The 20811-nt window shown below is 71.3% G+C and carries 20 protein-coding genes and 1 tRNA gene; 8 read left to right on the forward strand and 13 right to left on the reverse strand.

The annotated features are described in order from the left end of the window. The first annotated feature begins 347 nt into the window (after nt 1–347). A complete protein-coding gene (locus PYR91_RS05470) occupies nt 348–860 on the forward strand; it encodes a hypothetical protein (RefSeq protein ID WP_279777894.1) in 513 nt (170 codons plus the stop codon). 9 nt (nt 861–869) lie between these two features. On the opposite strand, the gene PYR91_RS05475 is transcribed toward PYR91_RS05470, so the two are convergent. Both PYR91_RS05475 and PYR91_RS05480 read right to left on the reverse strand, forming a co-directional pair. After that, entirely contained in the window at nt 870–1169 is a 300-nt protein-coding gene (locus PYR91_RS05475; protein ID WP_279777895.1) for a hypothetical protein, read from the reverse strand. 284 nt (nt 1170–1453) lie between these two features. Then, nucleotides 1454–2458: a tyrosine-type recombinase/integrase gene (locus tag PYR91_RS05480; RefSeq protein ID WP_279777896.1), complete on the reverse strand. Its 1005-nt coding sequence runs from the start codon at nt 2456–2458 to the stop codon at nt 1454–1456. An 88-nt stretch (nt 2459–2546) separates the two neighbouring features. On the opposite strand from PYR91_RS05480, the gene PYR91_RS05485 reads away from it, so the two are divergent. Continuing rightward, a tRNA-Ile gene (locus PYR91_RS05485) sits at nt 2547–2620 on the forward strand. A 237-nt stretch (nt 2621–2857) separates the two neighbouring features. Here PYR91_RS05485 and PYR91_RS05490 read toward each other — a convergent pair. The 4 genes from PYR91_RS05490 to PYR91_RS05505 all read right to left on the reverse strand — a co-directional run bounded on the left by PYR91_RS05490 (nt 2858) and on the right by PYR91_RS05505 (nt 7603). Next, entirely contained in the window at nt 2858–4414 is a 1557-nt protein-coding gene (locus tag PYR91_RS05490) for a phospholipase D-like domain-containing protein (protein WP_279777897.1), read from the reverse strand. A 461-nt stretch (nt 4415–4875) separates the two neighbouring features. Next, complete coding sequence (locus PYR91_RS05495) at nt 4876–5802, reverse strand: CPBP family intramembrane metalloprotease (RefSeq protein ID WP_279778029.1); 927 nt, start codon at nt 5800–5802, stop codon at nt 4876–4878. Nucleotides 5803–5855: 53 nt separating this feature from the next. Continuing rightward, nucleotides 5856–6419, reverse strand: a complete 564-nt coding sequence (locus tag PYR91_RS05500) for a DUF3887 domain-containing protein (RefSeq protein WP_279778031.1) — start codon at nt 6417–6419, stop codon at nt 5856–5858. A 257-nt stretch (nt 6420–6676) separates the two neighbouring features. After that, entirely contained in the window at nt 6677–7603 is a 927-nt protein-coding gene (locus tag PYR91_RS05505; RefSeq protein ID WP_279777899.1) for an NmrA family NAD(P)-binding protein, read from the reverse strand. 104 nt (nt 7604–7707) lie between these two features. On the opposite strand from PYR91_RS05505, the gene PYR91_RS05510 reads away from it, so the two are divergent. Further along, nucleotides 7708–8274, forward strand: coding sequence for a TetR/AcrR family transcriptional regulator (locus PYR91_RS05510; RefSeq protein ID WP_279777900.1), 567 nt, complete (start codon nt 7708–7710; stop codon nt 8272–8274). Between the two features lie 58 nt (nt 8275–8332). Here the strand turns inward: PYR91_RS05510 and PYR91_RS05515 are convergent, their stop codons facing one another. After that, nucleotides 8333–9370 (reverse strand): helix-turn-helix domain-containing protein, encoded by a 1038-nt coding sequence (locus tag PYR91_RS05515; RefSeq protein WP_279777902.1) that lies wholly within the window; start codon nt 9368–9370, stop codon nt 8333–8335. A gap of 447 nt (nt 9371–9817) precedes the next feature. On the opposite strand from PYR91_RS05515, the gene PYR91_RS05520 reads away from it, so the two are divergent. Both PYR91_RS05520 and PYR91_RS05525 read left to right on the forward strand, forming a co-directional pair. Next, nucleotides 9818–10843: a helix-turn-helix domain-containing protein gene (locus PYR91_RS05520; RefSeq protein ID WP_279777904.1), complete on the forward strand. Its 1026-nt coding sequence runs from the start codon at nt 9818–9820 to the stop codon at nt 10841–10843. 135 nt (nt 10844–10978) lie between these two features. Continuing rightward, nucleotides 10979–11851 (forward strand): toll/interleukin-1 receptor domain-containing protein, encoded by an 873-nt coding sequence (locus PYR91_RS05525; protein ID WP_279777905.1) that lies wholly within the window; start codon nt 10979–10981, stop codon nt 11849–11851. A 47-nt stretch (nt 11852–11898) separates the two neighbouring features. Here the strand turns inward: PYR91_RS05525 and cobF are convergent, their stop codons facing one another. After that, complete coding sequence (gene cobF, locus PYR91_RS05530; protein WP_279777906.1) at nt 11899–12651, reverse strand: precorrin-6A synthase (deacetylating); 753 nt, start codon at nt 12649–12651, stop codon at nt 11899–11901. 63 nt (nt 12652–12714) lie between these two features. Here cobF and cbiE point away from each other — a divergent pair, with 63 nt between their 5' ends. From cbiE to PYR91_RS05545, 3 genes are all read left to right on the forward strand, one after another. After that, nucleotides 12715–13929 carry a precorrin-6y C5,15-methyltransferase (decarboxylating) subunit CbiE gene (gene cbiE / locus PYR91_RS05535; protein WP_279777907.1) on the forward strand — a complete coding sequence of 405 codons (1215 nt, stop codon included), beginning with the start codon at nt 12715–12717 and terminating at the stop codon, nt 13927–13929. Next, nucleotides 13926–14669: a precorrin-4 C(11)-methyltransferase gene (gene cobM, locus PYR91_RS05540; RefSeq protein WP_279777908.1), complete on the forward strand. Its 744-nt coding sequence runs from the start codon at nt 13926–13928 to the stop codon at nt 14667–14669. Before cbiE ends, cobM begins: the two co-directional genes overlap by 4 nt. Nucleotides 14670–14754: 85 nt before the next feature. After that, complete coding sequence (locus tag PYR91_RS05545; protein WP_279777909.1) at nt 14755–15489, forward strand: cobalt-precorrin-6A reductase; 735 nt, start codon at nt 14755–14757, stop codon at nt 15487–15489. A gap of 116 nt (nt 15490–15605) precedes the next feature. Here PYR91_RS05545 and PYR91_RS05550 read toward each other — a convergent pair whose 3' ends face one another. The 5 genes from PYR91_RS05550 to PYR91_RS05570 form a co-directional block, all read right to left on the reverse strand. Further along, nucleotides 15606–16349: a MerR family transcriptional regulator gene (locus tag PYR91_RS05550; RefSeq protein ID WP_279777911.1), complete on the reverse strand. Its 744-nt coding sequence runs from the start codon at nt 16347–16349 to the stop codon at nt 15606–15608. Between the two features lie 50 nt (nt 16350–16399). After that, entirely contained in the window at nt 16400–17203 is an 804-nt protein-coding gene (locus PYR91_RS05555; protein WP_279777912.1) for a CPBP family intramembrane metalloprotease, read from the reverse strand. Nucleotides 17204–17539: 336 nt separating this feature from the next. After that, nucleotides 17540–19018, reverse strand: a complete 1479-nt coding sequence (cobJ, locus tag PYR91_RS05560) for a precorrin-3B C(17)-methyltransferase (protein ID WP_279777913.1) — start codon at nt 19016–19018, stop codon at nt 17540–17542. Between the two features lie 3 nt (nt 19019–19021). Beyond that, nucleotides 19022–19642: a precorrin-8X methylmutase gene (locus tag PYR91_RS05565; protein ID WP_279777914.1), complete on the reverse strand. Its 621-nt coding sequence runs from the start codon at nt 19640–19642 to the stop codon at nt 19022–19024. Then, a complete protein-coding gene (locus PYR91_RS05570) occupies nt 19642–20811 on the reverse strand; it encodes a precorrin-3B synthase (RefSeq protein ID WP_279777915.1) in 1170 nt (389 codons plus the stop codon). The genes PYR91_RS05565 and PYR91_RS05570 overlap by 1 nt, the downstream gene beginning before the upstream one ends.

A 20811-nucleotide genomic window follows, 5' to 3' on the forward strand; every position in this document is an offset into this window, starting at 1 on the left:
CACAGTTCTACAAGAATTTTTGGATGTCAGACTGTGTAGTTCTATGCAACGCGTGTTGTCAAGGCTTGTAATCTTCGGCGGATCCGCTCACTATGCTGGTCATATAGCTCTAGAGAGATCCAGAGAGGAGTGCAGGTCCCATGCCGCGAGACCTGCCATCAACGCCCGAGGGCGCCCTCATTCGCCGGGCCCGCGAGAGGGTCCGACCGAAGATCTCAATCGCCGTAGCAGCCGCACGCGCGGCGATGAGTCCCGAGAATTGGGGACACGTCGAGCGTGGCTACCAATCGCAAGGCCGCGGACAGCCCCCTCGCGTAGTCGTCGCGCCGGCCGACACGCTCGCCCACATGTCAAGGGCAGTCGGCCTCACTGCTGAAGAGCTGCGGGACGCAGGACGCCATGACGCTGCCGATCAGTTGCAGGACTTGATCAACCAGACGCCCCCGGGCGGCTTCCGGACCCAGGCAAGGTTCCCCGCGCTGATTACCGACGCGCAGCCGGCGACCGAGACAGCCACAGAGGCGCCGGTCGGAGCGAAAAGTCCCGCATGGTTCACCAGCGAGGCGAACCGGCGTGGGCTGAACATTGATCTGCTTACCGTCGACCAGCTCCGGAGCTTGGCGGCCCACTTTGGCTACACGCTGGGCGAGCTGCTGCTGAACGCTGGTCTGGCCACTGAAAGCGAGCTGAAAATTGGCGAGCGCCCTGCATCCCAGAGCAGGGCGCTCGCCGAGTTCGATGCTGCGATCAAGGAGATCGTTTCGTCTCCGCTGCTGTCCAAGCGGGATCGGGAAGCGGTGCAAAAGTCCGCCGACAAGACCCGTCAGGAAATCGTGGAGACCTACCTCGGAGGACAGTGATCCCCCACCTCAGGCGACGCCGTTGATGCGGTCCGTGAAGGGATGGCTACGCATCCGCCGTCCTTCCGACTCCTCGATCAGGGCAGCCTTGAGGCGGGCCGTCTCGATCTGGGTACGCCTGCTCGCCAAGGCTCCGTGATCTCCTCGGGTGAACCAGAGCACGAGGGTCCACAGACTGACCAACAGCGTGGCCAGCCAGACAACGAGGTACATCTTCAAGTGAAGATCTGTCATGGCGGCTCCGATCGTGCCGGCCCAGAGCAGGCCAGTGGCGCCCCCCAGCGCCACACGGATGCGTCGTGCGGTCATCGTTCCCCTCCATCAGCCGCGGGCGGCGCGGCTACTGCGGTGAATGCGTTCCCAGGCGTTCGCGGCAGTCCGGCTACTGTAAACGAAGTGGGCTGGCAATGGAACGGTGCAAATTCATACTTTTGATTGAGGCTTAATAGGCACTGCTCCCTGCACGTGCAGCATCACACGGGGTAATTGAACCCTTAACCACTTGCCCCTTTAGCTCCGTATGCCGGTTACGCCCCGCAAGCTTAGGTAAGCCATCCGTAACCCTCGGGACAGTGTCCCCGGTGGACTTCCAGCTAGATACGGTCACCAGGCGACAACCGGGCATGCGCCTGCCATGCGCGACGATCAGCGGCGGAGCGCCCATACCGGCGGATCATCTCCCATGACGCCCAACCGGCGATTCTCATGAGATCACCCTCGTTTCCCCCCGATTCCAACCATTTGTGTGCAAAATCATGGCGGAACCGATGCGCGTGCACATTGGCCACGCCGGCTTGCTTGCCACGGCGCTTCAACATCTGGTGTATGCCGGAGTTCTTCAACTGCCCCTTAGGGCCAAGCCACAGCCACCCGCTTTCGGCCAATGGATGGCGGGCCCGGGCTCGAATGTAACGATCCAAGTCCCGGGCCGCTTTGTTACCGACGGGTACGAACATCGTGTCGCCCCCCTTCTTGCGGATCCGCAGCAGCTTGCGTGACAGCAGGACGTCGCTGGCGTCCTGGTCGGCCGAGTAGCGCAAGCCGGCCAACGAGTCCAGGCGCATACCGGTGTCGACGAGAAGGCGGAGCAGGGCTGTGTCCCGCCGGTCGACGAACGACGTGCCCGAGGCAGCTTTGAACAGCTTGATCAGATCTTCGTCGTCGAACGTCTCAGTGGGGTGGTCGGGGACCTTAGGTTGATCTACGTTGGCCATGGGGTTGGCGCTGTGGCGTTCGCCTTCGGCCACCAACCAGCGGAACATCACCCGGAGGTTGCGGAAGTGCTTGGCGGTGTCCCCAGGGCTGGACTGGGCGATGGAGCAGCCGCAGGGCTCCGGTTCGTCGTCCGGTTCGGCGCCGGGGATCCAGCACCCGTTCAATTTGACGCTGAGATAGCTGCGTAGATGCTCGGCCTGGACTCCCTCGACGGTGTTGGGCATGTCATGCTCGTCGAGGTAGTCACAGAACTGGCGGCCCGTGAGGAGGTACGAGGTGATCGTCCCTTTGGAGCGGTTGGCCGCGGTGAGTGCCAGATCCCAGGAGTCGAGCAAAGTTCGCAACTCCGGTGATCTATCCTTAGTCTTGCGCCGGGGGGTCACGAGGCGAATACTATGCTTTCGCCTGGGTGTGCACAGGGGTCTTGCTCCTAGAGACTCGGGATAGACGCAGGTCAAGTCTCAGTTTTGCGGGGCGGTAGCTCAGCCGGTCAGAGCAGCGGACTCATAATCCGTAGGTCGTGGGTTCAAGTCCCACCCGCCCTACGACCCTGATCACGAGATAGAGCCCCTGGCCGGCAGCCATGCCGCCAGGGGCTCTCTCGTCTCGTCCGACCGTCCACGGCTGACGGTGGCCGTCTACGGCCGGTCTTCCCTGATGCTCACCCGGTGGCCGCTCCTGGAGCGTGAGTCATCTCGGGGGTTGAGGGTCGGATCGATCGCGGAAGCGTACCGCCGCTCCGGCGTGCTTGCGTGACGGTGCGAGCCTTGACGGGTGGCGGCTCACCATTGGTAGTCGCAGATCGCGGCGTTCTTGGAGTAGAACCATTGCTTGTCGAGGAACTCCGTATTGAGTTGCGCGGCCGCCGCGGTGTTCTCGATGAAGAATCCGTGATCCTGGGTCGTGTCGGGATAGACGTTCCTGGAACCGACGTAGAACGCGGTGTCGTCCACGCAGACCAGTTTGGTGTGCAGGCGGTACTTGTAGCCGTCCGGCCAGGTCTGCTGATTCGACGCGCGGAACGGTGCCAGTTGCAGGTTTCTTCTCAGTATCTGATGCGCCTGCGCGTCGTAGGTGGTGGTGAGCCGGACGCGATCGAAAAGCGACTTGTAGGCCACGTCAAGGCTGCCGATGTTGGAGTAGTCCGGCCGCCCGGGATTGCTGATGACGATGCGGACCTTGACGCCGGAGGACATCTTCGCGGCGAGGACGTCGAGGAACCTGACGTCGAACAAGGCGTGCCCCAATGGGGAGCCCGTGAATCCGTTGATGTCCTGCTGGGACAGTACGATCTTCGCCTTGGCGTGGGCGACCAATGCCCGCAGGGCGTTGGCGTCGGGATTGACCGTCATGAAGTCGCGGTCGGTGTTGGTCTCGTTGTTCGAGCCGGTCGCGGCCTGCTCTATCCGCACGACGGGCGACGGCACGTAACGGGAGGTCTCATCGCGGACCTGGATTCCGTAGCCGAGGCTGCCGACGGAGATGACTTCCAGGTTCCCGGCGTCGGCCGGCGTGAGGTTTTTGTACAAGGCCCAGTCCTTGGGCTTGTCGGACGCGCCGACCGCGACCCAGGCCTGGCTACCCGGGGCGTTGTGCACCCATTTCCATAACTCGTCCAGGAACCTGCCGGCTGAGGCGGCCACCGGGCCGCGCAGGGCTATGTCGAGGTCGGTCACCGGAGCCGAGTCCCCGAACCCCCTGCTGAAGAAGGGCCCGGTCTCGATGTAGTAGTTCGTCATCCAGTTGACGCCGCCGTGGATGACCGACTCGCCGTCGACGATGACCAATTTGGTGTGGTTGTACGATGACATGCCGCGGGTCGTCATCGACGCGACCCTGAAGTCGATCACTTCCGCGGCGGCCGGGCCGACCTTCTCTATCAGCGCACGACGAAATCCCAGCGGACCGGCCGTCACATCCACCCCCACCACGCCGGTCAGAACCCGCACGGTCAGCCGAGTGCGGTCCTTGGCGGCGCCGACGGCCGCGAGCTTGAGGCCGGTGCACATGGCGTCGAAGAAGTTGCCGTCCGGGAACGGCCCGGCCGGAGAACCTATCACGTCCGGCGGCCCGAAACCGCTGATGTCGACGGTTCTCTTCGCCTTGGCGATATTGTTCTGGATCTTGACGAGCAGGGCCTTGACGCCGGGCTTTTCCTCACCCTTCGGAATGTCCGTCGGGGAGGCCCAGCCCCAAACGCCGGGAACCTGCAGTATCCAGGATGCGCTCCCGCCTCCAGTCGTGTCGAGCGCATTCCCAGAAGTGCGCTCCCACAGTTTTCCTCGCATTCCGGGCGAAACGGAATTCAGTTCGTGTTCTACCGCGTCCAGATACTCCATATTCGCATCGTTGCATCCAGAAGCCGAGACCACCAGATACCAATGCCATTCACCTCGAACCTTCGTGAGGCGGTCGGGTCGTGTAGCGACTCGACCGAGTGGCGTTTCCAGCGGCGGGTCAACCGTTTAGCCCGGCTTTCGCGTCGAGTGGGCGATATTCCATGGTTCCGGGTGTGGTGTCCTTCCTGGCCGTCGGGATCGTCGGGGCTTACAGGGCGCTGCCGTGGACGTGGAAAGCCTCATCATCGCCGGACGGTTACGGTCCCCGTCCACGCCCCGCCGGGTCCGCGCCGTGCTCAACCCGCTCGACCTGCCTCGCTACGGCCGCTACCGGCACACCTACGCCGGCCTCCCGGCCGCGCACGCCGAGCTGATCCCGCGTCGATGCCGTCGACCGGCAGGTCATGGTCACGGCCGCCCCGCGACAAGGGGGCCGAGGGTTTCCTGGTCAGCCCGTGGTCTCAGTGAGACGAGCTCCACGGTCGTGGGTGCTTCGCGGAAGCGAACTGTCCCGTGGCGATCAGGATCACGACGAGCGCGAGCGGCGCGATCCACCCGCTCCAGCCGAGGATCGTCGCCTGCGTGGTGTCGACGTGCTCGCCGGCCTTGGCGAAGAGGAGGTAGGTCCCGCCCGCCCCGTTGAACGCGGCATGCGCGAGGGCCACGGGCCACACGGACCCCGATCGGAGCCGCAGCCAGCCGAAGACCGCGCCGACCAGGATGCACATGCCGACCATCGCGGTCACGCCGAGCCAGCCCGGCGCATCCGGGTAGTTGTACCCCAGGAGAATGAGCGGAGCGTGCCAAAGGCCCCAGATCACGCCCGAGATCAGGAGGGCTGGGAGTGTACCGAGCGGCATCAGTCTCGGCAGCAGCCACCCTCGCCACCCGAGTTCCTCCCCCAGCGCCGGGATGAGGTTGATGAACGCCGCCAAGGGGAGCGCGGCGAGCTGGATGACGACGAGCGCGCCGATCGGCATCGGGATCTCGGCCACTCCCGCCGCGCCCGTTTGCTCGTCGAGGACCCGCTGGTACGCGGAGAAGTTCACGAAATCGGCCGGGTAGACCCCCAGCAGCGCGCCGACCGGAAGCGCCACCAGGACGAGCGCGATGGACACGATGATCCCCAGCGCCGCGTAGCCGAGCAGGCTCCGGACCGGTCGCAACGGCCACAGTCCGAGCGTCCGCGTCTTCCGCTGCGGCCGCTCGACGAAGAACACGACGACGAGGGCGGCGATCGCGGGGGTCGTCATCGTGGCGGCGGCCACGAGGGTGAACCAGGGGCCGGCGAGTCCGTCACCGAACCAGAGCGGGAGCGCGAGGAGCCAGGCGAGCGCGAACGCCAGGGTGGTGAACACACCGATGGATCGCAGATCGCGACTGCTCATGCGGGGGCCGCCTCGGGGCGCGGCCGCCTTCGATCCGACCGGAGCTTCGATGGTCACGACGTCTGCCTTTCGAGGATGTGCAGACCGGCGATGGTGCGGTCGTCGCGGAACGCGATCCGCGCCGTGTAGTCGCCCGCCTCCAACGCAAGCGGCGTGTTCGTGATCGTCACGTCGCCGGCCCGGGCGACCTCAGGCTCTCCATGCCCCTCGAAAGCTCCCGACAGGCCGACGATCTGCGCCCACGCGGCCGCGAGCGCGTCCTCCGACAGGCCATCGCGCATGCTCGGATCGAACCGCTCGGTGACACGCGACCATCGCCCGGACGCGAGGTCCTCGATCACCGAGGCGGCCAGTTCGGCGACGCCGGGCAGGGGCGTGGTGTTCATGGGTTCTCCTGTTCTCGGATCGGTCGGCTTGCCGTAGCGCTGAAACGCCGCTTGCCGGCTCACGCCGAGCGCATCACCGATGACCTGCCACGTGGCGCCGTTCTGGCGCGCCTGCTGCACGACGGCACGCACGACGTCATCGGCGGCCGCCTGCATGCTCACGGCGCGCCCGATCGAGTCGGCCCAGTCGTCGCTTCTCGTCAGGACCCGTGAGGCGAGGAACGCCTCCATGCGCGCCTTCAAGGCCCGCAGCGCCTCTGTCAACGTCTCTTGCACTTGTAAATCATAGCTTTACAAATGGCCTGTGCGTCAAGAGGGATTGCTGGGACCATCTGGTTGGAATCGAACGCTAGCGACACGTTTTCGCAGCTCGGAGCCTTGACTTAACGATGCCCGGCCCGCGGCGACTCTCGACGGGGCTCAACCGGCACGCCGGTCGTCCACCTCGACGGACAGCCATCGCCACGGCGCCGGGGAACACCGGTGTGTCAGGCCGCGGGCCGCAGATGTTCGCGCGCCCACTGCTCGAAGGTCGTGAGCGGGATCCCGAAGGCCCGCGCGTACTCGGGGCGGGCGGGTTGCCCGACCACCTTGACGAACTCGTGTGAGGCCACGCCCGGCCCCGGCATCCCCGCGGCGACCGCCTCCTCCATGGTCATGTCGGGCGCGGCCAGCTCGGTGCCCAGCGCGCGGGAGAGAACCCCGGCGATGTCCGCCATCGTCAGATAATCGCTCGCCAGCTCCAGTTCGACCTTGTGGAACCGCTCAGGGGCGGCGAAGGCCGCGGCGGCCGCCGCGCCGATGTCGTCGACCGCGGCGAGGGAGAGCCGGGTGTCGGGCTTCAGCACCGTCACCAGGCCGCCCTCGACCCCGCGGGGAAGCAGGTATGCCACGGACGGCAGGAAGTTCTCCATGAAGAAGCCCGGCTTGATGATCGTCCAGTGCGTGAAGCCGGCCTCACGCACACGGTCCTGGGCGGCGGCCTTGGCGCCGAGGCTGGGCCCCAGCGATGCCCAGCGGCCTTCGGCCCAGCCGGGGGCCTCGGTGTGCTGCCCCGCGCCGGAGACGGACGTGTGCACGAACTGCGGCACGCCCGCGGCCAGCGCCCCCTCGATCAGGTTGACGGCCTGGGCCAGCTCGCCGTCGAAGTCGAAGGCGCCTTCCCTCAGCGCGGGCATCTGCACCGAGAAGACGGCTCGGGCTCCCTCGGCGGCCCTGATGACGGAGTCGCGGTCGCGCAGGTCGCCGGTGACCAGTTCGGCGCCGAGCGCCTTGACCGCCTTCGCCCGGTCGGTGGAGGGATCGCGGACCAGCGCCCGGACGGGCACGCCGGTCGCGAGCAGGGCGCGGGCGGTGGCGCCACCCTGCTGTCCGGTGGCACCGGTGACGAGGACGGGTGCGGGATCGGTGGACATGAGGCTTCTCCTCCGATGGGCGGGCAAGAAACGGCGGGGCCCGCCGTTTCCTGTTCCGGTAAGATACGGCGGGCCCCGCCACTTAGCAAATGTGAGGTGACGACATGCCCGTCCAGCGTGCGGACGCCCGGCGCAACTACGCGCGCCTGCTCGCCGTGGCCGCGGAGGCGATCGCCGCGCAGGGCGCCGACGCGTCCCTGGAGCAGATCGCCCGCACGGCGGGAGTCGGATCCGCCACCGTGCGCCGGCACTTCCCCACCCGTCACGCCCTGCTGGAGGCGGTCTTCCGCGAACGGGTCGAGACCCTGTGCGCCCATGCCCGCGACCTGACCGCCCGGGCCGACACCCGGGCCGCCCTGCTGGAGTGGCTGAGTGCCGTCACCGCGGACGCCGCGACCATCCGGGGCCTGGCCATCGCCCTGACCCGCGACCAGGCCGACCCCGGCGTTGCGCACGAGCACTGCAGCACGGCGCGGCTCACCGAGGCGGGCGCCCCCCTGGTCCGCCGCGCCGCCGACGCCGGCGCCCTCACCCCGGGCGTCACCATCACCGACCTGCTCAACCTGATCACCGGCATCGCCCTGGCCACGGAACACCACCCCGACCCCGCCGCCGAGGCGAACCGGCTGCTCACCCTGACCGTGGCAGGTGTGAGCCCCCACCGGAGATGAGCGGACGGGAGCACGTTCGGCGTCGCGCCGTCGGCGACGGAGCCGTCAGCGGGCGGGCTCAGAAGCCCTGTGGGGTCTGCCCGAGGGTCTGGCGGGTGTGGAGGAGGCGGGTGCCGAGTTCGGTGGTGTGGTGGAGCATGAGGTTGGCGTGTCTGACGCTGGCTATGAGCTTGGCCTGGCGCAGGACGTGGGCGTGTCTGCTGGCGCTGGACAGGGAGACCCCGGCGTCGCGGGCCAGTTCGCTGGTGCTGCAGCCTGAGGTCAGGGCGATGCAGCGCAGGATCTCGGCCCGGGTCTGGCCAAGCAGCGCCACCAGCGGGTCGCTCGCGGGGGTGCCAAGGGCGGGGCGGCGCGGGACGGGGTAGGCGAGCACGGGGGGAAGTCGCGGGTCCACCAGGGCGATCGGGTTCATCCGGCAGAAGTAGGACGGGATCAGCGTCAGGCCCCGGCCTCTGAGGTGGATCTCGCGGTCGAGGCCGGGCGGGTAGTCCACCTCCAGAACGGGAGGTCGCCAGCGCATCGCGGGCCCGAGGTTGGCGAGGACCTGCTCGGGGCCGCCGGTGACGAGGTGACGCAGCATGAAGGCGCGTTCCTCGGTCAGCGCGTGGTCGGCGTCGGGCAGGTGGGGGGTGACGACGGCCCGGCAGTAGCCGGCCACGACGTCCCCGAGCCGCCTCATGGTCTGCTGGTCGCCGCGTGCGAGGTCCTCCAGGTCGGCGGAGGGAAGGCCGGTGGCGCGGCGCAGGAGGTCCACCTCCTCCCGGACGCGGGTCCGCGGAGTGTCCTGGAAAGCCTGGATGCCGGGCTCGTCTCCCAGCTGCGCCTCGATCGGGGTGAGGAAGTCGGGGAAGTACGGCCCTCGGGGAGCGAGGGGAAGCAGGAGGGAACGCACGGAGGGCAGCAGGCCGCGTTCGCTCAGCCGGGCGTGGGCCTGACACCGCCACGCGGCCATCGCCCTGTCGCCGTCACGCGTCTGGAGCCGGTGCAGGCTGCCGATCATCTCCCACATGAGATCGGTGCGCGTCGCCGTGCGGGTGAGCACGAGGTCCTCGGCGGTGAAGACGATCCTCAGGGTGCCTTTGGAACGGTGGCTCATGCCTTTCCTTCGCGAGCTGCTCGACGACGACGTCCCTGACCAGCACCAGGCCGACGCCACACCGAGCACCCGGCCCGCGCGATCCCCGCACGCTCCACGCTAACCTCCGCCGCGCGCGTCCGCGACGTCGTCGGCGCCCCGGGGCCGGCCGCCGTCCGGCGTGACGCGCCGTGCCGTCCGGCCGACCGTCCGCGCCGGACGGGTGGTGCACGCACCGTCATCAGGATGTTTGCCGCCGAAGTCAAACCTCTTGCACTCGACGTTGTCACCGTCGACCATGAGCACGACTTGGGCGATATGCGGCACATGGCCGTCTGCACCGCGTGGGCGCGGCCAGAGCACTGATGAACGGACGCCTGTATCCGCGGCCGGCCTCTGAGGGGAGAGCCGGCGGCACGGGAGGAACCGGCGTCTTCGGGGAGCCTTGCGTCTACGGGGAGATGGCTGATGGGCGAATGTGTGGTGCGACTCGACGATGTGCCGGTCAGGCACCGGTTCGGCTACTGGTGGGAGCTGGTCGCCAAGTCGGTGGTCTCGGTGGACGCCTCCAGCCGGCACGCGACCGACTTCTGGGCCGAGATGCGTTCGGTCGACCTCGGCGCGGTGCACCTGTCGAGGGTGAGATGCGTCGACTTCACGGCGAACAGGACCGCCAGGCACATCCGCGGCTCCGACCCGGAGGCCTACCAGCTCTCCGTCACCGTCCGCGGCCGATCGGGGATACGGCAGGGAGACGGTGAGGCACTGCTGGCGCCCACCGATCTGGTGCTCTACGACACCTCGCGGCCGTTCAACGCCTGGAGCTCGCCCGATGCTCTCAGCGCCTGGAACGGCTCACGCGGGAACATGGCCGACGGCGTGATCGTGCACATCCCCCACGACGTGCTGAGGATCTCGGCGGCCGCGGTTAAACCGATGCTGGCCAGGCGAATCCCGGGACGTGGCGGCGTCGCCGCGGTGTTCGGCAACCTGCTCCACCACCTGCTGTCGCAGGCCGACCGCCTGTCGCCGACCGACCGCGATCGGCTCTCCGTCGTGGTCATCGACCTCGTCACGGCCCTGCTCGCACACGAACTGGAGATCGATCCGGCCTCGTTCACGGCGGATCCCGGAAGGGTGCTCGTCCTTCGCATCCAGGAGTTCATCGAGAGGCGCCTTGACGACCTGAGCCTGACGCCGGCCGACATCGCCGCCGCCCACCACATCTCGCTCCGCCAGATGCAACGGCTCTTCCACCAGGAAGGGCACACCGTCAGCGGCTGGGTACAGCATCGGCGGCTCGAACGGTGCCGTCACGCACTGGCCGACTCCCTGATGGAGGACGTCCCGATCAACGCCATCGCGGCCCGGCTGGGCTTCGCCAGCGACGCGCACTTCAACCGCCTCTTCCGCCGGACCTACGGGCTCCCGCCGGCGAGCTACCGCCGCCGCCTGCGCGACAGCCGGTTACAGCCCGCCCGGGAAGCCGGATAGGACTCCGCGAACAGCACGGCGGCGCCGGGCGCCTCGTTCTCCGGCGCCGCCCGGGAGAGGCCGGGGGCGGGTTGCCGCCTCGGCGGCGGGGGCGGATAGTCGAGGGGAGACGCCTTCCGGGAAGGAAGGTCCGCTGTGACACGGGTCTTCGTCAGCTACCGGCGCCGTGACGCCGGCGACCTGGTGGACGGGCTGGATCACGCCCTCAGCCGGGCCTTCGGGCGGGAGAACGTCTACCGGGACGTCGTCTCCATCCCGGCCGGGCGCGACTGGCTCAAGTCCCTCACCCATGCCATCAGGGCCTGCGACGTCGTGCTGGCCGTCATGGGCCCGGACTGGGCGGGCGGCACGGGCGGGGACGGGAGCCGGCGGATCGACGACCGGCGGGACGTCGTCCGCGTGGAGATCGCGACCGCGCTTTCGGAGAGGGTGCCGGTGATCCCGGTTCTGACCGACCGGGCCGTCATGCCGCGCCCGGAGGAGCTCCCGCTCAACGTGGCCGGGCTGACGCGTCTCAACGCGCTCTCCCTCAGGCGAGCCCATCTCCAGGCGGACATCGCGCACGTGGTCGAGGCGGCGAGGGCCCAGCCGGCGAGGCGCGGGGAGACCTTCCTCAGCCGGCTCGACGAGGCCAGGCGCCCGGGTGACCTGGTCGGCACGTGGGTCAGCCGGAATCCGGGCGACGCGCTGCTGGAGTTCACCTTCCATCCCGACGGGACGTACGAGTCGACGGGCGCGCTGCGTCAGGAACGGCGCTCCGGCTCCATGCTCTTCGAGTCCTACCAGGCGGGCGAGTACACCGTCACCGGCGGGCGGATAGGGCTCACCCCGTTCCGATCGAGCACCAGCCGCCGCGACCCCGACTTTCCGGAGGAGGACTATGTGAACCGTCCCGAGCGCGCGGCGGACAGCGAATACTCCTACACCATTTCCGGGGCGGCGCCGGACGAAGTCCTCGTACTGGTCGACCAGCGGGGCAGGCGAATCCCCTATCGCCGCCTCGGCTGAACTCCGGCGCGACGCCCGCCGCGCGAGATCCGCCCTCGCCGGGCGCCTCAGCCTGCGGCGGGGGTGCGGCGCAGCAGGTAGGTGTCCATGATCCAGCCCTTGCGGGCGCGGGCCTCGGCGCGCAGCTCGCGGATCCGGTCGCCGACCTCGGCCACCGGGCCGGAGACCAGGATCTCGTCGGGCGTGCCGAGGTAGGCGCCCCAGTAGATGTGGAAGTCGTCGCCGACGCCGGCGAACGAGCAGTGGGCGTCGAGCATGACGAGCACGTCGTCGGCGGTGGCGCCCTCCTCCGCCAGGCGGCGGCCCGTGGTGATGTGCACGGGCCGCGCCACCCGGGTGAGGCTGGTGGCGTGCCGGGCGGTCAGCGCCGAGACGCTGCTGATGCCGGGGATCACCTCGTACTCGAAGGTGAGGAGCTCGGCGACCTCCTCCAGGATGGCGAGCGTGCTGTCGTACACGCCCGGGTCGCCCCACACCAGGAAGGCGCCGGTCTGGCCGTCCGCCAGCTCCTCGCGCACCAGCGCCTCGTACACCCGCGCCCGGCGCGAGCGCCAGTCGCGCACGGCGTCGGCGTAGGCGGGCGTGGTGCGGTCGCGGTCGGGGTCGCGGGCCTCCACCACCCGGTACGGCGGGCGGCCGTGCGCCTCGATCAGGTCGTGCCTCAGCCCGGTCAGGTCGTGTTTGACCTCGCCCTTGTCCAGCAGGAAGAACACGTCCGCGGCGGCGATCGCCTTGACCCCCTGCAGGGTCAGGTGGTCAGGGTCGCCCGCGCCGATGCCGATGATGAGTAGCCGCTTCACCCGCAAAAGCATGCCAGAAGGGCTGCTATACGATATCCCTCGCAAATCACCCCAAGGAGGCACGTGGCCGCGATCACGGTCGTCGGCGTCGGCGCCGACGGATGGGACGGCCTCGCCGCCGGCTCCCGCCGGGCCGTGCAGGACGCCGAGGTGCTGATGGGCGGTCGCAGGCAGCTCGGCCTCGTGCCGCCGAGCGCCGCCGAACGGGTCGCCTGGCCCTCTCCCCTGCTCCCCGCGCTGCCCGAGCTGATCCGGGCGCACGACGGCCGCCGCGTCTGCGTGCTGGCCAGCGGCGACCCGATGTTCTACGGCATCGGCTCCACGCTGGTGCGGCTGCTCGGCCCCGGCCGGGTGGAGGTGCTGCCGCACCCGTCGTCGCTGTCGCTGGCCTGCGCCCGGCTCGGCTGGCCGGTGGAGGGCGTGGAGGTGGTCAGCCTGGTGGGCCGTCCCCCGGCCGCGCTGAACGCCGCCGTCCAGCCCGGCCGCCGCCTGGTCGTGCTCGGCGCCGACCGCGGGTCGCCCGCGCTGGTCGCCGCGCTGCTCACCGCCCGCGGCCACGGGCCCAGCCCGATGACCGTGCTCTGCGACCTCGGCGGGCCCGGCGAGTCCGTCGAGCGGGGCACGGCCGAGGCGTGGACGGCCCCGGCCGCGTCCGCGCTGAACGTGATCGCCGTCGAGTGCGCGCCGGGCCCCGGCGCCGAGCCGCTCGCCAGGGTGCCCGGCCTGCCCGACTCCGCGTTCGAGCACGACGGGCAGCTCACCAAGCGCGAGGTCCGCGCGGTGAGCCTGTCGCGGCTCGCCCCGCTCCCCGGCGAGCTGCTGTGGGACGTCGGCGCGGGCGCGGGCAGCGTCGCCGTCGAGTGGATGCGCGCCCACCCGTCGTGCGCCGCCGTCGCGATCGAGAGCAGGGCCGCCCGCGCCGCCGCGATCCGGCGCAACGCCGACGCGCTGGGCGTCCCCGCGCTGCGGGTCGCCGAGGGCGAGGCGCCCGCCGCGCTGGAGGGCCTGCCGGCGCCGGACGCCGTGTTCGTCGGCGGCGGCGCGACCGCCCCCGGCCTGCTGGAGACCTGCTGGGCGGCGCTGCGGCCCGGCGGACGGCTGGTGGTCAACGCCGTCACACTCGAATCCGAGGCCGTCCTGGCCCGGTGGTACGGCCGGCTCGGCGGCGACCTGGTGCGGCTCTCCGTCCAGCGCGCCTCGCCGGTCGGCGGCTTCACCGGATGGCGGGCCGCGATGCCGGTGACCGTATGGTCGGTCACCAGGAAGGACGCGCCATGACCGTGTACTTCATCGGAGCCGGCCCCGGGGCCGCCGACCTGATCACCGTGCGGGGGCTGCGGCTGCTGGAGTCCGCGCGGGTCTGCCTGTACGCGGGCTCGCTGGTGCCGCGCGAGCTGCTGGACGCCTGCCCCGAGGGCGCGCGGCTGGTCGACACCGCGAACCTGACCCTCGCCGAGATCGTCGAGGAGCTGGCCGGCGCGCACCGGGCCGGGCTCGACGTGGCCCGGCTGCACTCGGGCGACCCGTCGGTGTTCAGCGCCGTGGCCGAGCAGATGCGCCGGCTGGACGCGCTGGACGTGCCGTACGAGGTGGTGCCCGGGGTGCCGGCGTTCGCCGCCGCGGCCGCCTCGCTCGGCCGGGAGCTGACCATTCCCGGGGTCGGGCAGACCATCATCCTGACGCGCACCTCGGCACGCGCCACTCCGATGCCCCCGGGCGAGGACCTGGCGACGCTGGGCGCTAGCGGCGCCACGATGGTGCTGCACCTGGCCGTGCAGCGCATCGACGCGGTGGTCGAGGAACTGCTGCCGTCCTACGGGCCCGGCTGCCCGGTGGCCGTGGTGGCGCGGGCGAGCCGGCAGGACGAGGAGATCCTGCGCGGCACGCTGGCCGACATCGCCCCCCGGGTGCGCGCGGCGGGGATCCGGCGCACCGCCGTCATCGTCGTCGGGCCGGTGCTGACGGCGTCGGAGTTCCCCGACAGCCACCTCTACAGCGCCGCGCGCGTCCGGTCGTGAGACGCGTCCTGATCCTCGGCGGCACCGCCGAGGCACCCGTCCTCGTCGCCGGGCCGCCCGGCCCGCGCGCTGAGTGCGCACGTTCGTGAGACGCGTCCTGATCCTCGGCGGCACCGCCGAGGCGCGTGCGTTGGCCGCCGAGCTGGCCGGGCCGGGCGTCCACGTCGTCTCGTCGCTGGCCGGGCGCGTGAGCGACCCGCGGCTGCCCGTCGGCGAGGTGCGCGAGGGCGGCTTCGGCGGGCCGGACGGCCTGGCCGCCTGGCTGACGGCGCGTCGCGTCGACGCGCTGGTCGACGCGACCCACCCGTTCGCGTCCCGCATGACCGCCTCGGCCGCCGAGGCCGCGCGGCGCACCGGCGTGCCGCTGCTGGTGCTGCGCCGGCCCGGCTGGCGGGAGGGGCCGGGCGACGAGTGGCGGCGGGTCCCCTCGCTGGAGGCCGCCGCCGAGCTGCTCACCGCGCCCGCCCGGGTGTTCCTCACCACCGGGCGCAGGAGCCTGCAGGTCTTCGCCGGGCGACCGGGCGTGTGGCTGCTGGCCAGGTCGGTCGACCCGCCCGAGCCGCCGGTCCCGGCCGGCGTCCACGTGCTGCTGGACCGCGGGCCGTACACGGTCGAGGGCGAGCGCGCCCTGATCCGCGAGTACCGGCTCGACGTGCTGGTCACCAAGGACAGCGGCGGCGCCATGACCACCGCCAAGCTCGTCGCCGCCCGCGAGCTGGGCCTCCCGGTGATCATGGTCGACCGGCCGCCCCTGCCCGAGGGCCTAGGCCTGGTCGGCGACGTCTCCACCGCCGCCGCCTGGGCCCGCGGGCGGGCCTGACGCCCGGCGCCCGGCCTGGCGCTCCAGCCGTACCTCGTGAGGCCGGGCGAGACCGTGCGGGTGAACCCGTGGGGGACGAGTGCCACAAGCGCACGAGACGGCCGCCGCCGTGATCGTCAGGCCGGGTCCGCCTTGTGTGCGTCCCCGTCGGCTTGGCTGATCAGGTGCGCTCGGCGCAGCACGTCGAGCTGAGCAGGGTTGTAAAGAGCCTGGAGGGCGTGGCCGGCGGCGCTCAGGGCCGCCCGGGCCCGGCCCGGTGTGGCGGCCTTGGGCTCCAGCGTGACCGAGTGATCGGTGGCCGCGTCGATGAGCGGTGCTATCCGTTCGGCGAGGGCCTGCCGGGTGGCCTCGTCGGCGTCCTCGGGAAGGTCGCGGAACTCCTCGTCGAGTGCGGGGTTGGGACGTGCCTCAAGGGTCTGCCGCACCGCATCCATCGACTCGTCCGAGAACAGCTCGGCATAGATCGTGAGCAGTGCGCGATCGTTGTCACGCAGCGACTCCGCGACGCCGCTGAACCCGGCCGGCACATCCGGCGACGCGCCGGGCTGGGACAGCACGGCCAGCTCTCGCCGGATGTTCTGGAGCCGCTCCACCGTCGCCTCCAGCTCGGCGTCGATTGCCTGGAAGACCGAGGCGCGGCCGTCGGGGTCCGTTCCCATCGCCGCCACCTGTGCGAGCGGCACACCCAGTGCGGTCAGTCGCTTGATCTGCAGAAGCCGCGTCAGGTGGCGGACCTCGTACCGCTTGTAGCCGTTGGGCTCACGCTCGGGCTCGTCGAGCAGGCCGATCTCGTGGTAGTAGCGCACCGTCTTCACCGTGCATCCCGCCAGCTCGGCCAGCTCGCGTGTGCTCCACGCCATGGGTCCTCACCTCCTCACGCGGTACCGCACGTCCGGCGCCGGCGGCGGCGCTAGCTCGTGGCCCCCGCCCGCCGCTCGCGCAGCCAGACGAACAGGACCATGCCGATGTCGACGGCGGCGATGATCAGCAGGGACGCGTCGCCGGTGTCGGTGGACCGGTCGAGCGGGAAGGCCTCGCCATCGGCCATCAACGTGTTGACCGTCGTCGCCAGGACGTTGTTCGCGATGTGGAACGCGACCGGTGCCTCGATGCCGCGGCTGATGATCGCCATCAGCCCGGCACAGACGCCGAACACGACATAGTATCCAAAAAGCCATGGGTCGGTTGACCCGTGGACCACGGCGAAGGCCAGGCTGGAGACCACGAGCCCGACGACCAGCGCCGGGCGGACCGCACGCACCCAGGACGCGGCGGCGGGCAGCGCGGCGCTTCGGAACATCAGCTCCTCACCGGCGGACTGTACCGGGGTCGTCAGAAGCATGATCACCAGTATGGCGATCGTCGTGCCGGTGACGCCGAAGGCGGTCCAGCCCGGAGCGTCGGGTGCGACCAGCGCCCCGAGACCGATCCCGGCGCCCACCAGCAGAGCCGCGCCCGTCAGGTACCGCGCCAGACGGCGTGCGTCGAACGCTCGCGGCGAACTGATCAGGCTTCGCCACGGCACCCCGGCCGTCCACGCCAGGAGCAGGATCGCCAGCACGCCCGCCGCGCCGATGCTCAGGTTGACCGCCAGGAACTTCAACGGCGTGATGGTGGCCGACATCGGGTCGTCACTGCCCTCGATGACGCCGACGACCTGGTAGAAGAGAACCTGCAGGACCAACATCGCCAGCGGCGGCACGATGATGACCACGAGCGGCTTCCACCAGCTCATGCGCAGGTGGGCACCGAACGGCCGGGACTCGTCGACGGCCGGGTGAGACCGCCCCGGCGCCAGGGTGCTCGGGTGGGACGTCGCGTCCCGGGGGTCGCCGGAACCGGGTGTTTCCATCGTTGATTTCCTCGTGGGCTCGAATCTCCATCTTCGCTCACGAGCCAACACCCTGCCCTGGGGGCACACTCAAGTCGCCGGGTGGACGCGATCCTCGCTCGGGGTCAGGGGCGGCGGCGCGGGGTGTGGACGGTGCCGGTCACGCGGGTGGTCGAGGAACCGGCGATCAGCAGGCAGCGCGTGGCCATCCGCTCGGGGTCAGGGGTAGCGGCGCGGGGTGTAGACGGTGCCGCTCTCGGTCACGCGGGTGGTCGAGGAGCCGACGATCAGCAGGCAGCGCATGTCGACCCGCTCGGGGTCCAGCTCGCCGAGCGTGGTGACGGTGACGCTCTCCCCGGGGCCGCCGACGTCCCTGCCCACCACCACCGGCGTGGCCGGGTCGCGGTGCTCCAGCAGCAGGTCGCGGGCCGCCGCGAGCTGCCACGTGCGGCTGCGGGAGGCGGGGTTGTAGAGCGCCAGCACCAGGTCGGCGCGTGCGGCCGCCGTCAGGCGTTCGGCGACGACCTCCCACGGCTTGAGCAGGTCCGACAGCGACAGCACGCAGTAGTCGTGGCCGAGCGGCGCGCCCACCCTGCTCGCCACGGCCTGCGCCGCGGTCAGGCCGGGCACCACCCGCACCGGCACGTCCGGGAAGCCGGCCGCGGCCTCCAGCACGGCGCTGGCCATGGCGAACACGCCGGGGTCGCCGGAGGACACGACGGCCACCCGCGCCCCCTGCCCGGCCAGTTCGAGGGCGTGCCGGGCGCGCTCGGCCTCGACGCGGTTGTCGGTGCGGTGGCGGCGCTGGCGCGGGTTCGGCGCCACCCGGTCGACGTACGGCCCGTATCCGACCAGGTCGGTGGCCGCGGCGAGCGCGTCCTGCGCCTCGGGGGTGAGCCACGGCCGCCCGGCCGGGCCGAGGCCCACCACGACCACCTCCCCCGGCCCGCCGGACGGCTCGCGCTCCGGCACGAAGGTGCGCTCGGCCGGGCTGGCGAGCAGGGCCAGCGAGAAGTACGGCACCCCGTCGGGGTCGACGTCCTTCAGCGGCGCGACCCGCTCTGCCCCCATGGTGGCCCGTTCCACGTACCAGGCGTCGTCGAGGCGGCCGGCGTCGGCGAACGCGTCGCGCACCTTCTCGAACGTCCGGCCCAGCTTGAGCACCGCGGCCGAGCCGGTGCCGCGCAGGTGCTCCGTCAGCACCTCGCCGGGCAGCGTGCCCGGCAGTACGGTGAGGATCTCGTCCCGCTCCACCAGCGGCCGCCCCAGCACCGCCGACGCCGCGCTGACCGAGGTGACGCCGGGCACCACCTCGGTGGGGTAACGGTGCGCGAGCCGCTTGTGCATGTGCATGTAGGAGCCGTAGAACAGCGGGTCGCCCTCGCTCAGCACCACCACGGTCCGGCCGGCGTCCAGATGCGCGGCCAGCCGTTCGGCGCAGTCGGCGTAGAAGTCGTCGAGGGCGCCCTGGTAGCCGCCCGGGTGGTCGGTGGTCTCGGTGGTCAGCGGGTAGAGCAGCAGCTCCTCGACCTGCCCCTCGCGCATGTACGGCAGCGCGATCGACCGGGCGATGCTGCGGCCGTGCCGGGCCGCGTGGTAGGCGATCACGTCGGCGGCGCCGATCAGCCGGGCGGTCTTGACCGTGACCAGCTCGGGGTCGCCGGGGCCGAGGCCCACTCCGTACAGCCGTCCCGTCATCGCTCACTCCACTTCGCTGGCGATGGCGTTGACCGCCGCCGCCGTCATCGCACTGCCGCCGCGGCGGCCGTGCACCACCAGATGGTCGAGGCCGCTCGCGGCGAGCGCCCGCTTGGACTCGGCGGCGCCGATGAAGCCGACCGGGATGCCGAGCACCGCCGCCGGGCGGCCCGCCCCCTCGGCGACCAGCTCCAGCAGCCGGAACAGCGCGGTGGGCGCGTTGCCGATGGCCACCACCGAGCCCGCCAGGCGGTCGCGCCACAGTTCGAGCGCCGCCGCGCTGCGGGTGGTGCCGAGCCGCTCGGCCAGCGCGGGCACCTCGGGCGCGCCGAGCGTGCAGATCACCTCGTTGTCGGCGGGCAGCCTGCTCCGGGTCACGCCGGAGGCGACCATCATGGCGTCGCACAGCACCGGCGCGCCCGCCCGCAGCGCGGCGCGGGCGCCGACCACCACCCCGGGCGACCAGCCGAGGTCGGCCACCAGGTCGGTCATGCCGCAGGCGTGGATCATGCGGACGGCGACCTGTGCCACCTCGGGCGGCATGCCCGACAGGTCGCTCTCGGCGCGGATGGTGGCGAACGACCGCCGGTAGATCTCGGCGCCGTCGCGGATGTAGTCGGTCACTACTGCCTTTCCTCGTATCCCTCGCCGGTGGCGACCATCTGCGTCACCCGGCCGCGCGGCAGGCCGCAGCGCCGCTCGCATCCCGCCCAGTGCACCGGCACCGCGGGCGCCCGGTCCCGCCCGGCGGCCCAGCGTGCCGCGTCGGCCTGGACGTCGGCCAGGGACTTCGCGCAGCCGGGACGCCCGGTGCAGGCGGTCACGCCCACCCAGGGCGAGGCCGGGTCGGTGACCAGGCCCGCGTCCTCCAGCGGGCCGGCGAGGGCTTCTACCGCGCGCGCGTCCACGTCGAGCAGCACGACCGTGCGCCACGGCGTCAGCCGCACGGGCCGGGCCGTGCCGGCGAGCGCGCGCGCCTGGGCGGGTGAGAGCCGGCCCAGCGGCACGACCGCCTCCAGCGCCACGCGGCCGTCCCGCTGCCCGACGGGCCCGGCCCGCCGCGGCGCCGGGCCGGGCGCGGGCTCGCCGGTCGTCGCCCCGCCCAGGCGGGCGGCGATCCGGGCCGGGCCGCCGGTCAGCTCGGCGATCCGCCACGCGCCGTCGTCGCCCCGTTCGGCGAGGAACGCCTCGGCCGCGGCGATCATGAGCGTGACCGGGTCACCGGTGGGTGTCGGGCGCCCGGCGGGGTGCGGCGGGCCCGCCGTCCCGGCCCCGGGGCGCGGAACGGCCGAGCCGGCCGTGAGACCCTCGGCCGGGAATGGACCGCCGGCGGCGAACCCGACGCCGGTGCCGGCCAGCAGCAGGCCGCCGGCGCCGAAGGTCACGTCGGCGCCGAGCCCGGCGGCGTCGCCGGTGCCGTCGTCCAGGGCGAACAGGAACCGTCCGGGCAGCCCGGCCAGGCCCGGGGTCGCGCACAGGGCGGTGTCCAGGGCCGCGACCAGCGGTTCGGTGGCCAGCGCGCCCGACGGGCCGCGCCCGCCGAGCGGGGAGGCGACGATGTTGCGCACCCGTTCGTGGGCGGGCGAGGGCAGCAGCCCGGCGGCGGCGATCCGCGCGGCGAAGGCGGCGGGCGACCGCAGGCCGCGCACCTGGACGTTCGCCCTGGACGTCAGCTCGATGACGCCGGAGCCCAGCTCGTCGGCGGCGGCGGCCAGCTCGCGAAGCTGGGCGGCGGAGACCACGCCGCCGGGCACGCGGACCCGCGCCAGCGGGCCGTCGGCGGCCTCGTGCAC

It is taken from the genome of Sphaerisporangium sp. TRM90804 (assembly GCF_029846175.1).
In the GTDB taxonomy this organism is placed as follows: Bacteria; Actinomycetota; Actinomycetes; order Streptosporangiales; family Streptosporangiaceae; genus Sphaerisporangium.

Excerpts from the sequence above, each read along its gene's own strand:
- PYR91_RS05470 (WP_279777894.1), top strand. The coding sequence starts at position 348 with ATGTCAAGGGCAGTCGGCCTCACTGCTGAAGAGCTGCGGGACGCAGGA.
- PYR91_RS05475 (WP_279777895.1), bottom strand. The coding sequence starts at position 1,169 with ATGACCGCACGACGCATCCGTGTGGCGCTGGGGGGCGCCACTGGCCTG.
- PYR91_RS05490 (WP_279777897.1), bottom strand. The coding sequence starts at position 4,414 with ATGGAGTATCTGGACGCGGTAGAACACGAACTGAATTCCGTTTCGCCC.
- PYR91_RS05495 (WP_279778029.1), bottom strand. The coding sequence starts at position 5,802 with ATGAGCAGTCGCGATCTGCGATCCATCGGTGTGTTCACCACCCTGGCG.
- PYR91_RS05500 (WP_279778031.1), bottom strand. The coding sequence starts at position 6,419 with ATGGAGGCGTTCCTCGCCTCACGGGTCCTGACGAGAAGCGACGACTGG.
- PYR91_RS05505 (WP_279777899.1), bottom strand. The coding sequence starts at position 7,603 with ATGTCCACCGATCCCGCACCCGTCCTCGTCACCGGTGCCACCGGACAG.
- PYR91_RS05510 (WP_279777900.1), top strand. The coding sequence starts at position 7,708 with ATGCCCGTCCAGCGTGCGGACGCCCGGCGCAACTACGCGCGCCTGCTC.
- PYR91_RS05515 (WP_279777902.1), bottom strand. The coding sequence starts at position 9,370 with ATGAGCCACCGTTCCAAAGGCACCCTGAGGATCGTCTTCACCGCCGAG.
- PYR91_RS05520 (WP_279777904.1), top strand. The coding sequence starts at position 9,818 with ATGGGCGAATGTGTGGTGCGACTCGACGATGTGCCGGTCAGGCACCGG.
- cobM (WP_279777908.1), top strand. The coding sequence starts at position 13,926 with ATGACCGTGTACTTCATCGGAGCCGGCCCCGGGGCCGCCGACCTGATC.
- PYR91_RS05550 (WP_279777911.1), bottom strand. The coding sequence starts at position 16,349 with ATGGCGTGGAGCACACGCGAGCTGGCCGAGCTGGCGGGATGCACGGTG.
- cobJ (WP_279777913.1), bottom strand. The coding sequence starts at position 19,018 with ATGACGGGACGGCTGTACGGAGTGGGCCTCGGCCCCGGCGACCCCGAG.